Genomic DNA, 21321 nt, shown 5'->3' on the forward strand with positions numbered 1-21321 from the left:
TTCTTAATTCCTGAGGATGCCCGACGGAAAGGCCACCAGACTCTCATGTCCGTCGGCGCCCACCGCTGCAACCCCGAAAAAATAATTGTCGATTACGATTCCCTCCAGGGTATGTTCCGTGCCACTAATCAGGCGGAAGTGGTCCCAGGTGGGGGAGGTCGTATCCCGCCAGTAGACCTTATAGGCCACGGCACCGGGGACCGGGTCCCATTTGAGGCGGGCCGATGGCTCGACGATCCCGCCGATCAGTACATTTTCCGGGGCCGCCGGGGCCCACCCGAGGGAAGCTAGTGCAATGGCGTTGACCGCCGTCAGTTTGGCGGCATAGTCAAAGTCGACCGCCTCGAGGACATCCCCGTAGAGGATGCCATCCTCGAGCCGGATATCCTGGTGCTGCTGGGTGTAATTCTCATGGGCTTCCATGATCCGCACCCCCGCATACCCCGCATCGTTGAAGGGCCGGTGGTGCCCACCCCGGCCGAAGCGGTCCAGGCGGTAAATCATCATCGGGTTCATTTCGGGCATATAGGTCAGGGTGGTTTTGTGTACATACCGCGCCAGCTGTCGGGATATGCCGTCTACCTCCCCGCCGAAAAACCGGCGTGCCCGTCGCTGTTGTTCGGTTTCGTTCGGGGGGACCGGCTCTGAGAAAATCCGGAAGTCCCGGTTGCTCACAACCCCGTCTACGCCGGTGGTATTGCCGATCATGTCGTTGTTGAGGATACCGATGATTTTCCAGTCCTGTTCGCCGGCGTATTCGGCCAGGCCCTTGCCCCCGAAAAGCCCCTGCTCCTCCCCGGACAGGCCGGTAAAGACCACGCTGTTCCGGAATTTATAACGGGATAAGACGCGGGCGGCCTCCAGCACCCCGGCCATCCCGCTGGCGTTGTCATTGGCCCCGGGGGAGTCCGAGGTGAAATCCGTCGCGTCACTGACCCGGGAGTCGATGTCCCCGCTCATAATGACGTAGCGCCCCGGGTTGTCGGTACCCCGGAGGATGGCCACCACGTTGACCACCCAGACGTCCCGGATGATCCGGTTGTTTTCGCCTTCCGGCACCAGGTTGCGCTGGTAAAACACCTCCAGGCACCCCCCACAGTCCGCGGAAATTTTATCAAATTCCTTTTTGATCCAGCGACGGGCCGCCCCGATTCCACGCGTATCGGATACCGTATCGCTCAGCGTATGCCTCGTGCCAAAGCCGGCAAGGGTGGAAATGTCAGACTCCAGGCGGTCGGCCGAAACGGAGCCGATGATGTCGTACATGCGCGGATCGGCCTGGGCCAGTAAGCCTGAGGAAAATAAAATCAGGGTTGGGAGGAGAAGTAGTTTCAATTTCATAAATCGATGTCTTTGAATTTGCGTTTAAACCATTGGGAATGCCAGTAACACAAAGGCCCCAGCAGCCCGTATATAAACCCGGGCAATCCGATCCCGATACCGACCTGGGCAAAGGCCAGTACCATGGATAGGAGCGCTACCAGGACGTAGATAGAAAAATGGCGCGCGTAGAACAGGCTGATCAGGGCCGGCTCAATGGCGCGGAGTTTTTTAAAGGAGCGGAAATACATCCCCGCGAAGCACAGGAAGATCAGGGCAAAGCCCAGGCCGTACATCCGGAAGAGGTTGGCAAGCCCCTCTTTGGTGATGGCCTGGTCGCCCAGCCAGGAACTCACCAGGGATTTCAGCGGGAACACATAGTACAGGATGAAAAAGAGCAGCAGGGTATTGATCGCGATGATCCAGTTATCCACATACCCGGACCTCCGGAAATAATTGTAGTGGACCGTCCAGAACGCCACCAGGACAAAAAAGCTCGCTGCAAAAGCCAGGAAACTGGTCCCCTTTGCCCGGAGCACCTCAAAGTTGCCATCCCATTCGAACCCGACCACCAGCAGGGTAGCGGCAAAGGCCAGCACCCCATCACTGAAGGCTTCAAGTCGTCCGGTGTTATGTGGAAATTTCATGGTTAGTCACAAATTTCGGTCATTCAGCTGATTTTCCCGCCCCAAAATCTCCGAGATCGCTATTCGGGTTCGGCCACCAGGGCCAGCAGATCGCCCCCGGGATTGAGGGCCAGGCGGCTGATCCTGCCTATCCCGGGCGGCAACCGGTACCCCATTGTCCACTTGCCATCCCCATCGGTTCGGTAAAGCAGGAGCGCGTTCCCCTGCCCGCCCACCACGGTTCGTTCATCCCACCAGCAGATGTCCTGCATGCCTTCCGGGAGTCGGGTAATCTCCGAAGTGGCCCCGGAAACCGGGTCCATGGATTTGAGGGTGGGGCTCCCGCCTTCCAGGGCTACAAAACTGATGCGGCCCGTCCCGGGGATACGCTGCAGGGACCGGCCCACGTTTTTCTGGTGGGTATAGGCATTCCCCGCCCCGGGACGCGCCACCACGAGGTCCATCCCCTGTTCGGTCAGGACGGTGCACACCAGGATATCCGGGGATACCCAGAGGTGGTACCCGACCTTGAGGTCCTTCAGCATCAGCCGGGAGGTATCGCTGTTGTAACGGTACAGGCGCTGGAGCCCGCTGGTATCCAGGCGGATGGCCGAAATATCCCGGGTGCCTGGGATTGGGAGGGGGGAGTATTCGCTCCCGCCTGGGGTATCGCTGAGCCATTGAAGCTCCCCGGTGCCCGGGTCGTACCGGGCGATGTCGGTCTGCCCGGCACGCGTCCGGGAATACAGCAGCAACCCGTCCCCGGTAAAGGACGGCTGGTTGTCGTACCCCGGGTTTTCGGTGATATTGACCGGGGTCCCCAGTAGCAGGGAATCGCTGTTGGGCAAAACGGGGATCAGGTAGATTTCGGAATCGGGCTGTGCATGGGTACCCTGGATTCCGGCCAGGAAAACCAGGGCTGACCCAAAAAGCCTGAAGCGTTTTCCTAAGCCGCTCAGACCTGCAGAAATCCGGGGGCACATAAGGTGTGTATTTGCCATTGAGAAATGTAGCTATTTCGGGGTAGCTGTGCAACCGAATGCACCTATACTTCCGCGAAGCGCCCGAGTAACTCACGAACGGCACCAATGCCGTCCAGGTAGTACCGGGCCTGGGTTTTCATCCGGCCCACCTTTACGGTGACGGCCTCCTTTGGCAATTCCTGGAACATGAATTCGTCCGTCCAGTCGTCACCAATGGCAAAGATGAAATCGTATTGCTTGCGCGAAATCATCCGCATGGCCGCCCGGCCCTTATTGACATTGCTGCTTTTGATTTCCACGACCTTGTTCCCGTTCATTACGCTCAGGTCGTCGTTTGCAATCAGGGAGGTGAGCACCGTGTTGAGTTCCATGGTCCGTTTCTGCCCAAAATCCGGGTCCGTGTTGCGGTAGTGCCAGGCCAGGGAATAATTCTTGTCCTCGATAAAGGAGCCCGGTGTCCGGTCCACAAATGATTCCAGTACGGGACGGATTTTGGCCATCCAGTTGTTCTTGACGTTTTCCAGCATGCTGAAGGGTTTGCCGTTTTCGCTGATCCAGACCCCGTGCTCCACGATCATCGCATAATCCTTATGCCGGAACCACCGGGTAAAGGTGTCCTTGTCCCTGCCACTGATCAGGAATACATCCGTGCGGCCCTGGGCCTGGAGTTTGTCCAGCAATTCCATCAGTGCGTCATCCGGGCTGGCGTCCTGGGGGTCGTTAGTAAACCCGGCCAGGGTGCCGTCGTAGTCCAGGAAGAGGATCCGGCTATTGGCCTCCCGGTACTTTTTCAGCAGGGTGTTGGTAAGGTCCACAGAGAGCTTCCGGGCCACCAGGGAATAATCCTGCCTTTTCTGGACAAGCAGGGAATCCATGAAGTCGTTTGCCCATTTTTCGACATTGTAGCGCTCCAGGCGTTTTTGCATGGCGGCATTGCGCCGTTTTTGCTCTTCCTCCGGCATGTTGATGGCCTGGTAGAGGGAGTCTGCAATCTGTTCAAAATTGTTGGGGTTGATCAGCAGCGCCTCGTTCATCTCGTTGGCCGAACCGGCCATTTCGCTTAATATCAGGACCCCGGTCTGGTCCGTGCGGGTGGCGACGTATTCCTTGGCCACCAGGTTCATCCCGTCCCGGATGGGGGTGAGCCAGGCGATGTCGCAGGTGGTATAGAGGTCGATCAGGCTGTCGAAGGGCAGGGAGCGGTAAAAGTACCAGATGGGTGTCCAGCTCACCGTGGAGAGCTCCCCGTTGATCCGCCCGACGAGTTCGTCGATTTCCTTTTTGAGCCGCTGGTACTGGGGCACCTTGGACCGGGAGGGAACCGCGAGGATGATCAGGCGGACCTTTTCCCGGTGTTCCGGGTATTTCTGGAGGAAATATTCAAACGCCTTGATCCGCCGGGCAATCCCCTTGGTGTAGTCCAGGCGGTCGATGGACAGGAAAAACTTGGCGTTCGGGGTGGAAGCCTTGTGGGTATTCAGCCGGTTCTGCAGGTCGGATATTTCGGAAGGGTCCATATCGCGATGCCGTTTTGCCGCTTCGTTGAATTTCTTATAGTCGATCCCCATGGGGAAGGAATCCACCTTGACCACCCGGTCTTCCAGGTGGATCTCATTAAAGGAAACCTCCAGGCCGAGCAGCCGGCGCGCTGAACTGAGGAAATGGCGTTCGTAATCGTAGGTGTGGAACCCGATCAGGTCCGCTCCAAGGAGCCCGCGAAGTACTTCCCGCCTCCAGGGCATGGTGCGGAAAATTTCATAGGAAGGGAAGGGGATGTGCAGGAAAAAACCGATGGACAGCCCCGGGCGTTGCTCGCGCACCATCCGGGGGACCAGCATAAGCTGGTAGTCGTGCACCCAGATCACGTCGTCGTCCGAGGCAGCCTCCACGATGGCGTCGGCAAATTTCTGGTTCACCTGTTCATAGGTTTCCCAGTTGGACAGTTCGAATTCCGAATACTCCATGAAATAGTGGAACAGGGGCCAGATGGTCCGGTTGCTGAACCCGTAATAGAACCCGTCAATTTCTGCCTTTCCCAGGTCTACGCGCGAACAGCCGTGGTCCGCCAGCGCCCGGTCAATTTCCCCCTCCAGGGATTCCGGGATTTCCTCTGCGGTCAGGCCGCTCCATCCAATCCAGAGGCTCTCCCCGTCCCGGTGGACGGATTTCATCCCGGTGGCCAGACCGCCCACGCTGGGCGTCGCATTGAGTTTTCCGTTTTGGATTTGCAATTGAACCGGCAATCGGTTCGAAATGATGATAGTTTTGGGCATATGCCGGGTTTTTAACCGTTTTTGCATTCATTTTGCCTAAATTTCGTCAAATTGCAGCGCCTAGCCAATAAATTGAGGACTTTTAAAGATTCCGCAACCCATGGATAACCTGGATTATGGTATTATCGGAAATTGCCGTTCGGCGGCACTGATTTCCAAAACGGCTTCCCTGGACTGGTGCTGCCTGCCTGAATTTGATTCCTCTTCTGTTTTTGCCCGTATCCTGGACGAAAAAAAAGGCGGGTACTTTGCCATTGAGGCAGATCCCTCCTATACGATCAGCCAGCGGTACAAAAAGGATACAGCCCTGCTGATCACCCGCTTTTCGGACGGGGAAAACATCTTTGAAGTGCGGGATTTCATGCCCCGCTACCACAAGGAGAACGGCAACTACCACGCCCCGCCCGAGATTGTCCGCTATATCCGGCATATAAAAGGGCGTCCGGTGTTCCGGGTTGCGTACGACCCCAAACTGGAGTATGCCCTGGGCCTTACGGAGACCTTCGTGAAAAAGAGCTTTATCGCCAGCGTGAACCACGGGGAGAAGTACGATACGGTATTCCTCTACACCTCCTTCAACAAGAATGCCGTGGTGGAAGGCCGCCCGCTGGAATTGAAAAAGGACGGCTTTTTCCTGCTCTCCTACAACGAAAAACTGGTGCGGCCAACCACCAAGCGGATGTACCTGGAACAGGAGCGGACCAAGGTTTACTGGCTCAACTGGAGCAACCAGACCCCATTGTACAAGGCCTATAACGACCAGATCCAGCGGTCCGCGGTAACCCTGAAGCTGCTCAGCTACGAGCGGTCCGGTGCCATCCTGGCAGCGGCGACCACCTCCCTGCCGGAAACCATCGGGGAGACCCGGAACTGGGACTACCGCTTTTGCTGGATCCGCGATGCCTCCATGGTGGTAAAGGTCGTTTCCGAGCTTGGGCACAAGAACGTCGCCAGGCGTTACCTGCGGTTTATCGTGGACCTGATCCCGGACAAGGACGAGAAGCTGCAGATCATGTATGGCATCAACAAGGAGAAACGGTTGACCGAAATCACCCTGGACCACCTGGACGGCTACCAGGGCTCCCGGCCCGTCCGAGTTGGGAATGCAGCCTATAAACAGCGGCAGAACGATATTTACGGGATCCTGATGGATGTGATCTACGCCCAGCTGGTGCGTTTTAAGAACGACATTGAAAACGGGGAGGAGCTGTGGACCCTGACCAAGGGCATTGTGTGGATCGTCCAGAAACACTGGCGGGAACCCGACAAGGGCATTTGGGAATTCCGCACGGAGGACCGGCATTTCACCTTTTCCAAGGTGCTGTGCTGGGTGGCCATTGACCGGGCGATCAAGATAGCGCGCATCTTCAGGAAACAGCGGAAGATCGAACGCTGGACGGCCCTGGAACAGGAAATCAAGCACGATATACACGCGCATGCCTGGAATGAGGACATGCAGGCGTTCACCCAGTCCTACGGGTCGCCGCACATGGATGCCTCCGTCCTGCTGATGGAGAGCTACGGGTTTATCCACGCCCGGGACCCGAAGTTTGTCAGCACGGTGCGGGCCGTCGAAAAACACCTGAGCAATGACGGGTTGCTGTACCGCTACCGGAACGAGGACGACTTTGGCCTGCCGTCTTCCTCCTTTACCATCTGCACGTTCTGGTTTATCAACAGCCTGTTCAAAATAGGGGAGGAGGACCGGGCCAGGGAACTCTTCGACCGGCTGCTCTCCTACAGCAACCACCTGGGCCTGTTTAGCGAAGACATCGACTTTAAAAGCAAGCGGCTCCTGGGGAACTTCCCCCAGGCCTATTCCCACCTGGCGCTGATCGAATGCGCCATCAACTTTTCACAAAAGGACTCCGTGGAAAAGGTCCTGGAATCCATGCAGCGCTAGCCGGCTCCATAAGACTCAAGCAACTCCAGCAGCTCCGACAGGTGCGCCCTGGTCGTAAACGGGTTCATCAGGCTGGTGCGCAGGTAGGTCAGCCCGTCCAGGCGCGTCTGAACGATATAAAATTTCCCGTCCTCCAGCAGCCGCCGGCGGATGCGTTCATTCAGCGCGTTGCAGGCTTCCCTTTCGGCACCCGTGGGTGTCCGACGGAAGCAAACGATGTTGGACTGCGGGGTAAGGGCGAGTTCCCATCCCGGACGCTCCCGGAGCATCCCTGCAAACTCGCGGGCCAGATCGTATTGCCGGTCCAGGTAGGCCGGGAATATGGACTCCCCGTACTGGTTGATGACCGCGTGCCAGCAAAAGACACTGGTCAGCTTGGTGCATTCAAAGGTCCGCTTGGCCAGGTTGTACCAGTCCTCCTCCCGGCTCTCGGTTAGCAGGTAATCCGCCTGCTGGCTGAAGGTGGTGTAGGACACGCCCCCATCCCGGAAAAGCAGTGCCGTCGTCAGTACCGGAAGCCCCATCATCTTATGGCCGTCGATGACCAGGGAATCGGCCCGGTGGATGCCCCGCATCAGCCCGCCGTATTTGTCGGAAAGGATGGCAGGCCCCCCGTGTGCCCCGTCGACGTGCAGCCACAGGTTCAGGGGTTCACAGAAATCGGCCAGTTCGTCCAGGGGATCATAGCTGCCGGTTGCCGTGGACGGGGCACTTCCCACCAGGGCGATGGGTTCCAGCCCGTCGGCCAGGGCCTTTTCGTAAATCCGGGGAAGTTCGCCGGCCAGCATGGAGTTGTCCGGGCCTACCGGCACTTTGAGGACCCCGGCATCGCCCAGCCCCATGATACGGGCGGCCCGGTCCACGCAATAATGGGCAGCTTCCCCGACCAGAATAGCCTGTTTCCCGGAGTATCCCTCATTCCAGACATCGGTGCGGCCCCGGGCACGTCGGGCGGCCAGCAGGGCGGTGAGGTTGGCCAGTGTCCCCCCGGAGGTCAGGAACCCCCGGGCTTCCGCCCCGAAACCGGCACGCCTGCAGAGCCAGTCGGTCAGCTGGCGTTCCATGGCGGTCGGCGCCATCCCCATTTCGTATATGGCCATCCCATTGTTGAGGAGTTCCCCCAGGAGGGCGGCCAGGGAGGCCAGCGGCAGGGGAGGGGCCACCTGGTGCCCCATGCATCGGGGATGGTGGACGTGGGTGGTATGCCGCAGCACGGCGGTTGTCCACGCCCCAAAATCGGCCGTATCGGGAAAATTTGTCCAGAAGGTCAATTCGTCCGCCGGTTCCCGGTAATCCAGGACATTGCCACGTCCCTGCTGCACCGATTGCAGGTGGTTTGCCAGCGTATCGATCAGCCCTTTACCCAGCTGCCTGAAAGCCTCGGGGTCGTAGGCCTTTTCCAAAAGCGATTGTGCCATGGCCTAAATGTAGTCCGGAGCGTCGAGTTGTCAAAGCCAAATCGGCCGGCCGCAACTAAAAACCGCCTCCCTTGCGGAAGGCGGTTTCACTTCTGTCGCCAAAAGTGCTACTTGAATTAGTCAAAGGTATACCCGTTTTCTTCCGTCACCTTGTCCGCGATGAGTTCGCGCAGGGCGGCAACGTTGGGTTGGTTTGCGTATTTGGTAAAGCGCTTGAGGCCCATGAGCATCATACGCTGCTCATCCCCCTCCGTGAAGGAAACGATGGCCTCCTTGCCCTTGCGGATCACGATGTCCACGGCATCATACAGGTTGAGCCGCGCCATCGCGATCTGGGCGGCCTGCGCTTCTTCCCCGGTGCGTTTCGCATTTTTCTCGGCCCTCAGGACTGCCGATTCGGCCATGTAGACCTGGATCAGGATATCTGCCGCCGCCAGCAGTACCTGCTGGTGTTCTTCGAGTTCCGTCCCAAAGGTTTGCACGGCTTTTCCGGCAATCATCAGGAAGACTTTCTTCAGGCGGGCGATCAGGTCCTTCTCCTCTGCAAACAATTCGCTGTAATCCGGGGTTTCGAAAGAGGGGATGCCCAGCAATTCCTCCCCCACTGCCGTGGCGGGCCCGAGCAGGTCCACATGACCCTTCATCGCTTTTTTGACGAGCATGCCCACCGAGAGCATCCGGTTGATTTCGTTGGTGCCTTCGTAGATACGGGCAATCCGTGCATCCCGCCAGGCCTTCTCCATGGGTGCGTCGGCGCTGAAGCCCATCCCCCCGAAGATCTGAATCCCTTCGTCCGTGGTTTCCTGTACGTCTTCGGAGACCGCCACCTTGAGGATGGAGCACTCAATGGCGTATTCCTCCACGCCCTTGAGTTCGGCTTCCCCGTGCGGGTTGCCGGCGGCAACCCGCATGGCGATGCGGTCTTCGATATTTCTGGCAGCCCGGTAACAGGCAGCCTCCCCCACATAGGCATTGGTGGCCATGGTGGCAATTTTCGATTTGATGGCCCCGAATTCGATGATGGAGGTCTGGAACTGCTTGCGCTCCTTGGCGTAACGGACCGCTTCGTCCGTGACCCGCCGCTGGGCTTCCAGGCAGGCGGCGGCCAGCTTGATCCGGCCCACGTTCAGGGCATTCATGGCAATCTTGAACCCGTTGCCCCGTTCCGAGAGCATATTCTCCACGGGCACTTTGGTGTCGTTGAAGAATACCTGGCGGGTGGAGGAGGAGTGGATGCCGAGCTTCTTCTCTTCATCCCCCAGGGAGATCCCGTTCTCCGGGTCGTTCTCCACGATGAAGCCGGTGATGTATTTGTCGTCTTCAATACGGGCAAAGACGATGAACAGGTTGCAGAACCCCGCGTTGGAGATCCACATTTTCTGTCCGCTGATAAGGTAGTATTTACCATCTTCGGAAAGGACGGCCTTGGTTTTGCCCGAATTGGCATCTGATCCGGCCCCGGGCTCCGTGAGGCAATAGGCCCCGAACCATTCCCCGCTAGCCAGCCTGGGCACGTATTTCTTTTTCTGTTCCTCGGTTCCGTACAGGGTGATGGGCAGCGTCCCGATACCGGTATGTGCGCCAAAGGCGGTGCTGAAGGACCCGGTGGCCCCAGATATGTAATCGCAGACCAGCATTGTATCCACAAACCCCAGGCCCATGCCGCCGTAAGCCTCGGGGACGGCAATGCTCAGGAATCCGAGTTCCCCGGCTTTTTCCATGCACTGCCGGGTGTATTCGTAGTCTTTCTTTTCGAAGCGCTCCCAGTGCGCCCAGAGTTCGCGGTCCACGAATTCAACGGTGCTTTCACGCATCATCCGCTGTTCTTCCGTTAGGTCTTCCAGGGTGAAGATGTCTTCGCACCGGGTTTCCTTTACCAGGAACTGGCCGCCGCGCAGGATTTCTTTTTCTTGGGTCTGAGTACTCATGTTCGTTTGTTTTTTAGATTCAGGATAGGAATTCAAAGACGCCTGCTGCTCCCTGGCCGGTACCCACGCACATGGTGACCATGCCGTGCTTGCCCTGCAGGTTGCGGAGTCGCATTTCATCAAATAACTGTACAGAGAGCTTGGCGCCCGTGCAGCCCAGGGGATGGCCCAGGGCGATGGCCCCGCCGTTGACATTGACGCGTTCCGGGTCCAGGCCCAGCTCGCGGATCACAGCCAGGGACTGGGACGCAAAGGCCTCATTGAGTTCAATAAGCTCCAGCTGGTCCTGTGCAACCCCCGCCAGTTTCAATGCCTTCGGGATTGCCTTGACCGGGCCGATCCCCATGATGCGGGGTTCCACGCCCACAGCGGCATAGTTCACCAGACGGGCAATAGGTTCCAGGCCGAGTTCCTTGACCATCCCTTCGCTCATGACCAGGGTAAAGGCAGCCCCGTCGCTCATCTGGGACGAGTTGCCCGCAGTAACACTGCCCCCTTCTGCAAATACGGGGCGCAGCCGGGCCAGGGCTTCTTTGGAGGTATCGGCCCGGGGCCCTTCGTCCTGGGACACCGAATAGTGGTCTGTGGTCTTTTTCCCGTCCTTGCCCACAAAGGTGTGTTCCACCTCTATGGGCACGATCTGGGATTCAAATCGTTTTTCCTTCTGTGCCTTGAGGGCTTTCTGGTGGGACTGGTAGGCAAATTCGTCCTGGTCCTCCCGGGAGACCTTGTACTGTTTGGCCACCGCTTCGGCCGTAAGCCCCATACCCCAGTAATAATCCTCATGCCCGGCCTTGGCCAGCTTGTAATCCGGTACCGGTTTGTATCCCCCCATGGGGATATAACTCATGCTCTCTGCCCCGCCGGCCAGGATGCAATCGGCCATGCCGCTCTGTATCTTGGCCGTGGCAATGGCGATGGTCTCCAGCCCAGAGGCGCAATACCGGTTCACGGTAACCCCCGGGACGTCCTCGATCTTCAACCCCATCAGGGAGATCAGCCGGGCCATGTTGAGGCCCTGTTCGGCTTCGGGCATGGCATTGCCGACAATCACGTCGTCGATGCGTTGTTTGTCCAGGCCCGGAACCTGCTCCAGCAGGTAGGCGATGGTTTCGGCCGCCAGTTCGTCGGGCCGCTTAAAACGCAGGGTCCCCCTCGGGGCCTTGCCCACTGCCGTCCGGTACGCTTTTACGATGTATGCTGTTTTCATGGTAGTATGCTACTTTTTGTCTTCTTTAGTTGTCTGTCCACCGGCTGCTTATCCTTTTCAGGAAAACGGGTGCAACCGGACTGCATCAATTGCGCAGCGGTTTGCCTTTTTTGAGCATGTGCTGGATGCGCTCCAGTGTTTTGCGTTCCGTACAAAGGGACAGGAACGCTTCCCGTTCCAGGTCCAGCAAATACTGCTCGCTTACATAGCTCGCCTCCGACAGGTCGCCCCCGGCCATCACCCAGGCGAGTTTGTTGGCGATTTTCTTATCGTGCTCGGAGATGTAGTTTCCGGCCTGCATGGAATCAGTCCCCACCAGGAACATCCCCAGGGCCTGTTTCCCCAGTACCTTCACATCGGTCCGTTCGATGGGCCGGGTATAGCCGCGGTCTGCGATCAGCCGGGCATAGGCCTTTGCGGTGGCGATTTGCCGGTCCTTGTTCACCACAATGACGTCCTTGTCCTTCTGCAGGATGCCCGTGTCAAACGCTTCATAGGCGGAGGTGGACACCTTGGCCATGCCAATGGTCAGGAAGTATTCGCGGAGTACATTGAGCTCCACGTCGTTCTTCCGGAAGGTATCCGACGCCCGGAGCGTCATTTCCTTGGAGCCCCCACCGCCGGGGATCACTCCTACCCCGAATTCCACCAGCCCGATATAGGTTTCGGCCGCGGCCACCACCATGTCGGCATGCAGGTTCAGTTCACAACCGCCGCCGAGGCACATCCCGTGGGGGGCTGCAACCACCGGGATGGAGGAATACCGCATGCGCATCATCGTATCCTGGAAATATTTTATGGACATGGCCAGCTCGTCGTACTCCTGTTCCACTGCCAGCATGAAGATCATGCCGATGTTGGCGCCCACGGAGAAGTTTGCTGCCTGGTTCCCTACCACCAGCCCGTCGAAATCCGCCTCGGCCAGGTCCACGGCCTTGTTGAGGCCCGCCAGCACCTCGGCGCCGATGGTATTCATCTTGGAGCGGAATTCCACGTTCAGGATGCCGTCGCCCAGGTCCTGGACCACCACGTCCTTGTTTTTGAAGACCGCCTTGCTTTCGCGGATATTATCGAGGATGATATAGGCATCCTGCCCCGGGACTTTTTTAAATTCCCGGTCCGGTAAGTCGTAAAAGTACGTTGCCCCATCCCGGACCTCGTAGAAGGAATCCTTTCCTCCCGCCTGCAGCTCTTCGACCCAGGAGGCCACCGGCTGGCCGGCGGCTTTGGCGAGTTCAATCCCTTTTTCTAGGCCGATGGCATCCCAGATCTGGAACGGACCGTGTTCCCAGCCGAAGCCCGCCTTCATGGCGTCGTCTATCTTGTAGAGGGCATCGGTAATTTCCGGGATGCGGTGGGATACATAGGCAAAAAGGGCGCCGAAGCTGTTCCGGTAGAATTCCCCGGCCTTGTCCCTGCCGGCTATCAGTACGGGGAACCGGTCGATCACCATGTCGATGGCCTTGGTTTCCTCCAGGGTGTCGAATTTGGCGCTCTTGCGCTGCCGGTACTCCATCGAATCGAGGTCCAGGGTCAGGATTTCGCTGGAACCGTCATCCTTTTTCACCTTTTTGTAAAAGCCCTGTCCGCTTTTGCTGCCGTACCATTTGTTGTCTGCCATGGTGCGGATATACCCCGGGAGGGCAAACAGGTCGTGTCGCTCATCGTCCGGGCAGTTTTTGTGGATCCCTTCGGCCACATGGACCAGCGTATCGAGCCCGACGACATCCACTGTGCGGAAGGTGGCCGATTTGGGCCGGCCAATGACGGGCCCGGTCAGTTTGTCCACTTCTTCGACGGTCATCCCCATTTCCTTGACGGTGTGGAACAGGCTCATAATGCTGAAGATGCCGATGCGGTTCCCGATAAATGCAGGGGTATCCTTTGCCACCACCGAGGTCTTCCCAAGGAACTGTTCCCCGTAGTTGTTCAGGAATTCCAGCACCTCCGCTTTGGTGTCCGGGCCGGGGATGATCTCGAAAAGTTTCAGGTAACGCGCCGGGTTAAAGAAGTGCGTGCCGCAGAAATGCGCCCGGAAGTCCTCGCTGCGCCCCTCGCTCATAAAGCGGATGGGGATCCCCGAGGTATTGGAAGTGATCAGGGTACCCTTTTTGCGGTGGGTATCCAGGTTTTCAAATACTTTTTTCTTGATGTCCAGGCGCTCGACGACCACTTCGATGATCCAGTCCGCCTCCGCCACCCGGGCGATGTCGTCTTCCAGGTTGCCGGTTTCGATCCGGCTGGCAAAATCCGGGTGATAAATGGGCGAAGGTTTCGATTTCAGGGCCTGGGTCAGGGAGTCGTTCACCAGTCGGTTGCGGACAACCGCATCTTCCAGGCTCAGGCCGCGGGCCTTTTCCTTATCGGTCAGCTCGCGGGGAACGATGTCGAGCAAAAGGACTTTCACCCCGATGTTGGCGAAATGGCACGCGATACCGCTGCCCATGATTCCGGAACCGATAACCGCCACCTTGTTGATACGTCTTTTCATGCTTTAGGTACTATTCTGAATTATTTATTCCCGGCAGCCTTGGCATCCGGAGTTTGATCGTAAATTTTCCGCTCGGAGATCAACTGGTTGATCACGGTAGTGACCTCGAAGAAACCCGACAGTTCCTGGGCCCCCACCGCTGCCCGTACCGCTTCATTGAAACGGAGCACCACCTCCTTGGACTTTCCGCGCATTTCCCGCCCGAATTCCGTCAGGTGGATTAGCACCCCGCGTCCATCCTCCGGGTTGGGCCTGCGCTGGATCAGCTCCCGTTCCTCCATGCTTTTGAGAATCCGGGAAAGGCTGGTGGCCTCCATGCCCATGCGGGGCCCCAGCGCTGTTGATGGGGTTCCTTCCTTGGGGTCGATGCTCAGCAGGCAGAAACCCACGGCCATGGTGGAATCGAACTTCCTGGCCTCCTCGTTATACATCCTTGCCACGGCCTGCCAGGTAGCGCGCAATGCGTAATCAATTGTAATGTCTTTCATACCTCGCGGGGATGTTTTTCAAATATAGCAAAATTTATTATGCATGCATAATAAATGAATTAAAAAATAATGGGAAAGGGGAAGCAGGAATGGGACAGGGCAAGAGGCGATGCCTCGAGGGAAAACGGGTAACCAGTGCACCCCGGTCTGCCGCCTGACTTTGCCGGGGCGATTATTGGCGGTAGATATCGTCGTAAAGGTCCCTGTAGCGCTCAAGGATGCTCTTGCGCTTCAGCTTCATGGTAGGGGTGAGGTGGCCATCCTCCACCGTCCAGGCATCCGGGGTCAGGCGGAACTGCTTGACCTTTTCCCAACGGGCGAAGTCCTCGTTGGCCTTTTCGACTTCCTCCTGGTAGCGCTCCTGTACCTTTGGGTCCCGGATCAGTTCGGCGTTCCCGGACGCGTTGATCTCGTGGCGCCTGGCCCATTCGGCGAGGAAATCAAAATTGGGCTGTATCAGGGCGGCCGGCATTTTTTCCCCTTCGCCCACCACCATGATCTGTTCGATGAAACGGGATTGTTTGAACCGGTTTTCCAGGAGCTGGGGGGCTACGTATTTGCCCCCCGAGGTTTTGAACATCTCCTTTTTGCGGTCGGTGATCCGCAGGAAGCCATCTGCATCGATCTCCCCGATATCCCCGGTATGGAAAAAACCGTCCGACAGTACCTCGGCCGTGCGCTCCGGGTCCTTGTAATATCCCAGCATCACGTTGGGCCCCTTGCAGAGGATTTCGCCGTCTTCCGCAATCCGCACTTCCACCCCGGGGATGATGCGGCCCACGGTGCCGATTTTCCAGCCACGGTTGCGCTGGTCGTTTACCGAAATCACGGGGGAGGTCTCCGTTAGCCCGTACCCCTCCATCACCGGGATGCCTGCTGCGCCGAAAATCCTGGCCAGTCGGGGTTGCAGGGCCGCACTCCCGGATACCATGGTTTCCAGGTTCCCGCCCAGGGCCTCCTTCCATTTGCTGAATATCAGTTTGCGCGCCAGGGAAAGCCGAAGACCATACCACCATCCGTTGGCGCCGTAGGGTTCGAATTTCAGCCCGAGTTCCACCGCCCAGAAGAAAAGGGCCTTTTTGACCCCGGTTAAATCGGCCCCCCTGGCGATGATCTTGTCGTACACTTTTTCCAGTAAGCGGGGAACGACCGTCATCACATTGGGTTTCACTTCTTTCAGGTTTTCGCTGATGGTATCCAGCCCCTCCGCAAAGTGGACCGAGATCCCACAGTACTGGTAGAGATACAGGATCATGCGCTCAAAGATGTGGCACACCGGCAGAAAGCTCAGGGAAAGCCCTCCCTGTTCAAAGGGGACGCGTTCCTCGCTCGAAAGGACGTTTGAAACAATGTTGTCGTGGGAGAGCATCACCCCTTTGGGCCTGCCGGTAGTCCCCGACGTATAGATGAGGGTGGCCAGGTCGCCAGGTTTTACCGCAGCCTTGCGGGCCTCTACCTCCTGCTGGTTCCCGTCGTCCGCCCCAATTTCCAGCAATTCCTTCCAGTTTTTGCAGCCCGGCAGCGTATCAAAACTGTATACTTCTTTCAGCCTGGGGACCTGTCCGCGGATGGCCTCCACTTTTTCCAGGACTTCCTGGCAGGATACGAAACAGTAGGTGCACCCCGAGTGGTTCAATATATAGGCGTAGTCATCCTCCGAGATGGTCGGATAGATCGGCACGTCCTGCGCCCCGACCTGCAGGATACCGGTATCCATGATGTTCCATTCCGTGCGGTTGGTCATGGAAATCAGCGCTATCTTGTCGTCTGCGGCCACCCCCAAGCGAAGCAGCCCCCGGCTGACCGCATTGGCCTTTTGCAGGTACTCCCTGGAGGAGGTGTAGGTCCATTTGCCGTCGTATTTGGTGGCAAAGGCGCGATCCATGTTGTATTTTTCGAGTTGGAAATACGGGAAGTCAAAGAGTCGGGTAATGGTTTGCATAGTTTGTTTCTAAAGCGTTCTCGCAAAATAAGAAAAGGCGTTGGTATAATAAAGCAGGACGCAACGTTTTGGAACCGATTCCATCTTCCGGATACAACTTTCAACCGAATTCAATTACTATCAACAAACAATCTCCCCATGAAAAAGTTTACCCTGATTTTCTTTTTGTTTACAGGCCTTGCCGGGCTGGTTTCCTGCTCCAGCAACGACGACGGGCCTGAAACTACCTTTGAGCAACTGGTGATCACCGAAGCTGGCCTGCCCGCGTCCTTCAACCTGGGAGAACTCTACGAGATCCCGATCACGTACGAGCTTCCCGACGGCTGCACCCAATTCTTCACTTTGAATGTGGGCAGCCCGACCCAAAACATCCGGGAGGTGGTCGCAATCGGCAGCCGGACCGACTCCGGAGGCTGCACCCAGGCTGTTTCAGAAGGCACCGAAACCCTCATTTTCCAGGTGCTATTCAACCAGACCTATACGTTCCGGTTCTGGCAGGGGGATGACGCCAACGGCAACCCGCAGTTTCTGGAGGTCGAGGTGCCCGTAGTGGAATAGGCTGGCGCTCAGACCAGTTTGCGGATCGACATCATGTACCCCAGGTGCAGGCCTTCGTGGAAGTTGTTGAAGGCGACTGCCTGGGGGAGGTCCGTGATACGGAAACCTGCCGAATTGGTGAAGGGCCTGAAAGTGCCGAAGCGATTCTCCCGGATATCCTCCTCCAGCAGGGGTACCGTGTCGGCCAGCAGTTTCCCGATCAGGGCAATTTCCTCCTGGCCGACATCACCTTCTGGGCGGGAGCCCCGCTGGTATTTCGGGATCAGTTCCTGGGGGATGTGCAGCACCTGGCCCGAGAGGCCGTAGACCAGGAGTTGCTGGACCACAAGTATATGTCCCAGGTTCCAGATCAGGTTGTTCGAGAAGCCATCGGGCACCCGGTTGAGCTGCCCGGCATCGAAGGCATGCAGGAACCCCTGCAGGTTTTTGCGGTTGGTGCGCCAGATGTCCAGTTCTTCTTCCATAGGATAAATTATTTTATCAGCTGTGGGCCTCGATCCATTTCCGCGCATTGACAAACGCCTCGATCCAGGGCGATATCGCATCTTCACGCCCGGGCTCGTAATAGGCCCAGTTCCACGGAAAAATAGACCGCTCAATATGGGGCATGGTCACCAGGTGGCGGCCGCTGTCGTCGCAGAGCATAGCGGTATTGAAATCGCTGCCGTTGGGGTTGGCCGGGTACCCCTCGTACCCGTAGGTGGCCACGATATTGTACCGGCCCGCCTCATAGGGAAGCGCAAACTTTCCTTCCCCGTGGGAGATCCATACACCCAGCGTGGTGCCGGCCAGGCTTTCGAGCATGACCGACCGGTTGGGGGAAATCTTTACCGAGGTAAAGGCACTCTCGTGTTTGCCGGAATCGTTATAGGTGAGTTTCCCATGCACCTCGTGGTCCGGGTGGATCAGTTCAAGTTCCATAAAGAGCTGGCAACCGTTGCAGATTCCGACGGAAAGCGTATCCGGCCGGGAGAAGAAGCGCCTGAGTACCTGGTTGGCCTTTTCGTTGTATTTAAAGGCCCCGGCCCAGCCCTTGGCGCTGCCCAGAACGTCCGAATTGGAAAAACCGCCGACAGCGCCGATAAACCGGATTTCCTCCAGGTTTTCCCGCCCGGAGATCAGGTCGGTCATATGGACGTCTTTCACGTCGAATCCGGCCAGGTACATCGCATGGGCCATCTCCCGTTCCGAGTTGCTGCCTTTTTCCCTCAGGATGGCTGCCTTGGGTCTTTTCCCGGCCGGGGATTTGAAGTTGGGCAGCGCCCCCCGGAACTTTTTGGGGAACGTGAACTGCAGGGGCTGCTTTTTGTACGCCTCATAACGGGTACGGGCCAGGTCCCCGGCTGTTTGCCGACGATCCAGCAGGTAGGAGGTCTTGTACCAAATATCCCGCAGTTCATCCACATTCAGGTCCATGCTCTGGCGGTGGTTTTTGATATGCACCCGCGGTTCGGCCAGGGCTTTTCCAATGCGGTGGAATTCCACCCCGGCAGCACGGAGGTCCTTTTCTATTTTGGCGTCCACGGCCTGGAATACGACCCCGGCATTCTCCGAAAAAAGCAATTTCTGGGAATCCGGTTCCCCAAGGCCGGTCAGGTCGAGGTCTGCCCCGGTGCCGGGGGTTGCAAAACAGAGTTCCAGCAGGGTGGTCACCAGCCCGCCGGAGGCTACGTCGTGCCCTGCGAGGACCTTCCCTTTTTTGATGAGGTCCTGCAGCGCGTCAAAGGATTTGGCAAACCTCCTGGCATCCGCCACATCCGGAGCCTGTGCGCCTATTTTACCCAGGACCTGGGCAAAGGAGGATCCCCCCAGGGCATAGCCGTACCCCGAGAAATTGATGTAGTAAATGGGCCCGCCATCTTCCTGCAAAACAGGTTCCACAACGCCCTGCCGGTCGCTGCAATGGGCTGCTGCGGAAATAATCACGGTGCCGGGGGCCAGTACCTCCCGGTCTTTGTATTTCTGTTTCATCGACAGCGAATCCTTGCCGGTGGGAATGTTGATCCCCAGGGCAATCGCAAATTCGGAGGCTGCCTCAACGGCTTCGTACAGGCGGGCGTCCTCTCCGGGGTTGTTGCAGGGCCACATCCAGTTGGCCGAGAGGGACACGGATTTCAATCCTTTTTCGAGCGGGGCCCAGACCAGGTTGGTCAGCGCTTCGGCGATGCTGTTCCGGCTGCCGGCGCCCGCGTGGATCAAACCGGATACGGGCGAATGCCCCACGGAGGTAGCCATTCCGGCTTTCCCGCCAAAGTCAAGCGCCATCACCCCGCAATTGTTCAGGGGCAGTTGCAGGGGGCCGGCGCATTGCTGCTTGGCCACCAGCCCGCCCACGCACCGGTCCACCTTGTTGGTCAGCCAGTCCTTGCAGGCCACGGCTTCCAGTTGGAGGACCTGTTCCAGGTAGGTGTGGAAAAGCAGCACCTCATAAGATAGCTCCCCATAGGTCCGGTCCAATTTGGTGTCCTGCATGATGGTCCTGGGGGAGCTCCCGAACATATCGGACAGCGCCAGGTCCATGGGCCGTTCGGTTTCGGATGCGAACGTAAAGCGATGGTCGCCCGTTACCTCCCCTACGTCATACAGGGGGGCGCGTTCCCGCTCGGCGATCCGGCGCAGCAGCTCCAGGTCGCTGGGGGCGATAACCAGGCCCATGCGTTCCTGGGATTCGTTCCCGATCAGCTCCTTGGCAGACAGGGTCGGATCCCCGACAGGAAGCTTGTCCAGGTGGATGAATCCGCCGGTCTCCTCCACCAGCTCGGAGAGGCAGTTCAGGTGACCGCCGGCCCCGTGGTCGTGGATGGAGACTACCGGGTTCTTGTCGCTTTCCACCAACCCCCTGATGGCGTTTGCGGCCCGCTTCTGCATCTCCGGGTTGGAACGCTGGACGGCGTTCAGTTCGATGGCCGTGCTGAAGGCCCCGGTATCCGCACTGGATACGGCCGCCCCGCCCATGCCGATGCGGTAATTGTCCCCGCCCATTACCAGGATGCGGTCGCCCTGTACCGGTTTGTCCTTCAGGGCCTGGTCGGCTTTGCCATAGCCGATCCCCCCGGCCAGCATGATGACCTTGTCGAACCCCAGGGTCCGCGCATCCTCTTCGTGTTCAAAAGTAAGTACCGAGCCGCAGATCAGGGGTTGCCCGAATTTGTTCCCGAAATCCGAGGCCCCGTTGGACGCCTTGATGAGGATATCCATGGGGGTCTGGTACAGCCAGGGGCGGGCTTCGGTGTTTTGCTCCCAGGGGCGGTTTTCCTCCAGGCGGGAATAGGCGGTCATATAGACAGCGGTTCCGGCCAGGGGGATGGCCCCCTTGCCGCCGGCGAGCCGGTCCCGGATCTCCCCGCCCGAACCGGTGGCCGCCCCGTTGAAGGGCTCCACCGTGGTGGGGAAATTATGGGTTTCCGCCTTAAGGGACAGTACGGAGCGGAAGGGCTTCTCCTCGTAAAAGTCCGGTTTGTCCGCGCTCCGGGGGGCAAATTGCACGAGTTCAGGGCCCCTGACAAAGGCCACGTTGTCCTTGTAGGCCGAAACGATGCCGTTCGGGTTTTGCTCGGAGGTCTTGCGGATTAGTTTGAAGAGGGAATCCGGCATCTCCCGGTGGTCGATGATAAAGGTGCCGTTGAATATTTTGTGCCGGCAGTGTTCGGAGTTCACCTGGCTGAAGCCGAAGACCTCGGAATCCGTCAGGGGGCGCCCGAGGCGCTCGCTCAATTCCTGGAGGTAGGCCACCTCTTCCTCGCTCAGCGCCAGGCCTTCGGAGGCGTTGTAGGCAGCGATATCATCGATGCGGCGCACCGGCTCGGGATCGTGTTCAATGGTAAAGAGGTCCTGGCCGAGGCCGTCGAATTTCTGGCTCAGCATGGGGTCGAACCCGGTAAAATCCCCGGGGACGGCTTTGTAGGATTCGATGCGCCGGATACCGCTGATGCCCATGTTCTGGGTGATTTCCGTCGCATTGGTGCTCCAGGGCGTGATCATGGCAGCGCGGGGGCCAACAAAAAAGGCGTCCACGGACGCCGAATCGAGTTTGGGCTGGTTGCCGAAAAGCCAGGTCAGCTTGAGGATGGCTTCGGGCGTGAGGGGTTGTTCGGATTGTACGGCAAAAATCTTGGAACTGGGGTCACCGAAAAATTGGATCATTGGGTACCGGCTTGTTAATTGGACGATGCGGTCACAAA

General features: G+C 58.1%; 14 protein-coding genes. 2 read left to right on the plus strand and 12 right to left on the minus strand.

The window, feature by feature from the left end:
* Positions 1-3: 3 nt before the first annotated feature.
* The 4 genes from H7F20_RS08710 to H7F20_RS08725 form a co-directional block, all read right to left on the minus strand.
* A complete protein-coding gene (locus H7F20_RS08710) occupies positions 4-1341 on the minus strand; it encodes a M28 family peptidase (RefSeq protein ID WP_185785699.1) in 1338 nt (445 codons plus the stop codon).
* Positions 1338-1967, minus strand: a complete 630-nt coding sequence (locus H7F20_RS08715) for a TMEM175 family protein (protein WP_185785700.1) — start codon at positions 1965-1967, stop codon at positions 1338-1340. The genes H7F20_RS08710 and H7F20_RS08715 overlap by 4 nt, the downstream gene beginning before the upstream one ends.
* A gap of 59 nt (positions 1968-2026) precedes the next feature.
* On the minus strand, positions 2027-2929 hold the full coding sequence (locus H7F20_RS08720) for a PD40 domain-containing protein (RefSeq protein WP_185785701.1): 903 nt from the start codon (positions 2927-2929) through the stop codon (positions 2027-2029).
* A gap of 62 nt (positions 2930-2991) precedes the next feature.
* On the minus strand, positions 2992-5202 hold the full coding sequence (locus H7F20_RS08725) for a bifunctional alpha,alpha-trehalose-phosphate synthase (UDP-forming)/trehalose-phosphatase (protein ID WP_185785702.1): 2211 nt from the start codon (positions 5200-5202) through the stop codon (positions 2992-2994).
* A 100-nt stretch (positions 5203-5302) separates the two neighbouring features.
* Between H7F20_RS08725 and H7F20_RS08730 the strand changes: the two genes are divergently transcribed.
* Positions 5303-7105, plus strand: a complete 1803-nt coding sequence (locus H7F20_RS08730; protein ID WP_185785703.1) for a glycoside hydrolase family 15 protein — start codon at positions 5303-5305, stop codon at positions 7103-7105.
* Here H7F20_RS08730 and H7F20_RS08735 read toward each other — a convergent pair.
* From H7F20_RS08735 to H7F20_RS08760, 6 genes are all read right to left on the minus strand, one after another.
* Complete coding sequence (locus H7F20_RS08735; protein ID WP_185785704.1) at positions 7102-8523, minus strand: pyridoxal-dependent decarboxylase; 1422 nt, start codon at positions 8521-8523, stop codon at positions 7102-7104. The two genes, H7F20_RS08730 and H7F20_RS08735, sit on opposite strands and share 4 nt — an antisense overlap.
* Before the next feature lie 116 nt (positions 8524-8639).
* On the minus strand, positions 8640-10451 hold the full coding sequence (locus H7F20_RS08740) for an acyl-CoA dehydrogenase family protein (protein ID WP_185785705.1): 1812 nt from the start codon (positions 10449-10451) through the stop codon (positions 8640-8642).
* A gap of 19 nt (positions 10452-10470) precedes the next feature.
* Positions 10471-11661, minus strand: coding sequence for an acetyl-CoA C-acyltransferase (locus H7F20_RS08745; protein WP_185785706.1), 1191 nt, complete (start codon positions 11659-11661; stop codon positions 10471-10473).
* A gap of 85 nt (positions 11662-11746) precedes the next feature.
* The gene (locus H7F20_RS08750; protein WP_185785707.1) at positions 11747-14152 is read right to left on the minus strand and encodes a 3-hydroxyacyl-CoA dehydrogenase/enoyl-CoA hydratase family protein; all 2406 of its coding nucleotides are present in this window, start codon (positions 14150-14152) and stop codon (positions 11747-11749) included.
* 20 nt (positions 14153-14172) lie between these two features.
* Positions 14173-14640 (minus strand): MarR family winged helix-turn-helix transcriptional regulator, encoded by a 468-nt coding sequence (locus H7F20_RS08755; protein WP_185785708.1) that lies wholly within the window; start codon positions 14638-14640, stop codon positions 14173-14175.
* A gap of 172 nt (positions 14641-14812) precedes the next feature.
* Positions 14813-16582 carry a long-chain fatty acid--CoA ligase gene (locus H7F20_RS08760; protein WP_185785709.1) on the minus strand — a complete coding sequence of 590 codons (1770 nt, stop codon included), beginning with the start codon at positions 16580-16582 and terminating at the stop codon, positions 14813-14815.
* A gap of 138 nt (positions 16583-16720) precedes the next feature.
* Between H7F20_RS08760 and H7F20_RS08765 the strand changes: the two genes are divergently transcribed.
* On the plus strand, positions 16721-17140 hold the full coding sequence (locus H7F20_RS08765) for a hypothetical protein (protein WP_185785710.1): 420 nt from the start codon (positions 16721-16723) through the stop codon (positions 17138-17140).
* Between the two features lie 8 nt (positions 17141-17148).
* Here the strand turns inward: H7F20_RS08765 and H7F20_RS08770 are convergent, their stop codons facing one another.
* Positions 17149-17604: a DinB family protein gene (locus tag H7F20_RS08770; protein WP_185785711.1), complete on the minus strand. Its 456-nt coding sequence runs from the start codon at positions 17602-17604 to the stop codon at positions 17149-17151.
* A gap of 16 nt (positions 17605-17620) precedes the next feature.
* Positions 17621-21283 carry a phosphoribosylformylglycinamidine synthase gene (gene purL / locus H7F20_RS08775; RefSeq protein ID WP_185785712.1) on the minus strand — a complete coding sequence of 1221 codons (3663 nt, stop codon included), beginning with the start codon at positions 21281-21283 and terminating at the stop codon, positions 17621-17623.
* Between the last annotated feature and the right edge of the window lie 38 nt (positions 21284-21321).

Origin of the sequence: Robiginitalea sp. SC105 (assembly GCF_014243345.1) — a bacterium.
In the GTDB taxonomy this organism is placed as follows: Bacteria; Bacteroidota; Bacteroidia; order Flavobacteriales; family Flavobacteriaceae; genus Robiginitalea.

Coding starts and splice junctions, on each gene's coding strand:
- H7F20_RS08710 (WP_185785699.1), bottom strand. CDS start 1,341: ATGAAATTGAAACTACTTCTCCTCCCAACCCTGATTTTATTTTCCTCA.
- H7F20_RS08715 (WP_185785700.1), bottom strand. CDS start 1,967: ATGAAATTTCCACATAACACCGGACGACTTGAAGCCTTCAGTGATGGG.
- H7F20_RS08720 (WP_185785701.1), bottom strand. CDS start 2,929: ATGTGCCCCCGGATTTCTGCAGGTCTGAGCGGCTTAGGAAAACGCTTC.
- H7F20_RS08725 (WP_185785702.1), bottom strand. CDS start 5,202: ATGCCCAAAACTATCATCATTTCGAACCGATTGCCGGTTCAATTGCAA.
- H7F20_RS08730 (WP_185785703.1), top strand. CDS start 5,303: ATGGATAACCTGGATTATGGTATTATCGGAAATTGCCGTTCGGCGGCA.
- H7F20_RS08735 (WP_185785704.1), bottom strand. CDS start 8,523: ATGGCACAATCGCTTTTGGAAAAGGCCTACGACCCCGAGGCTTTCAGG.
- H7F20_RS08740 (WP_185785705.1), bottom strand. CDS start 10,451: ATGAGTACTCAGACCCAAGAAAAAGAAATCCTGCGCGGCGGCCAGTTC.
- H7F20_RS08745 (WP_185785706.1), bottom strand. CDS start 11,661: ATGAAAACAGCATACATCGTAAAAGCGTACCGGACGGCAGTGGGCAAG.
- H7F20_RS08750 (WP_185785707.1), bottom strand. CDS start 14,152: ATGAAAAGACGTATCAACAAGGTGGCGGTTATCGGTTCCGGAATCATG.
- H7F20_RS08755 (WP_185785708.1), bottom strand. CDS start 14,640: ATGAAAGACATTACAATTGATTACGCATTGCGCGCTACCTGGCAGGCC.
- H7F20_RS08760 (WP_185785709.1), bottom strand. CDS start 16,582: ATGCAAACCATTACCCGACTCTTTGACTTCCCGTATTTCCAACTCGAA.
- H7F20_RS08765 (WP_185785710.1), top strand. CDS start 16,721: ATGAAAAAGTTTACCCTGATTTTCTTTTTGTTTACAGGCCTTGCCGGG.
- H7F20_RS08770 (WP_185785711.1), bottom strand. CDS start 17,604: ATGGAAGAAGAACTGGACATCTGGCGCACCAACCGCAAAAACCTGCAG.
- purL (WP_185785712.1), bottom strand. CDS start 21,283: ATGATCCAATTTTTCGGTGACCCCAGTTCCAAGATTTTTGCCGTACAA.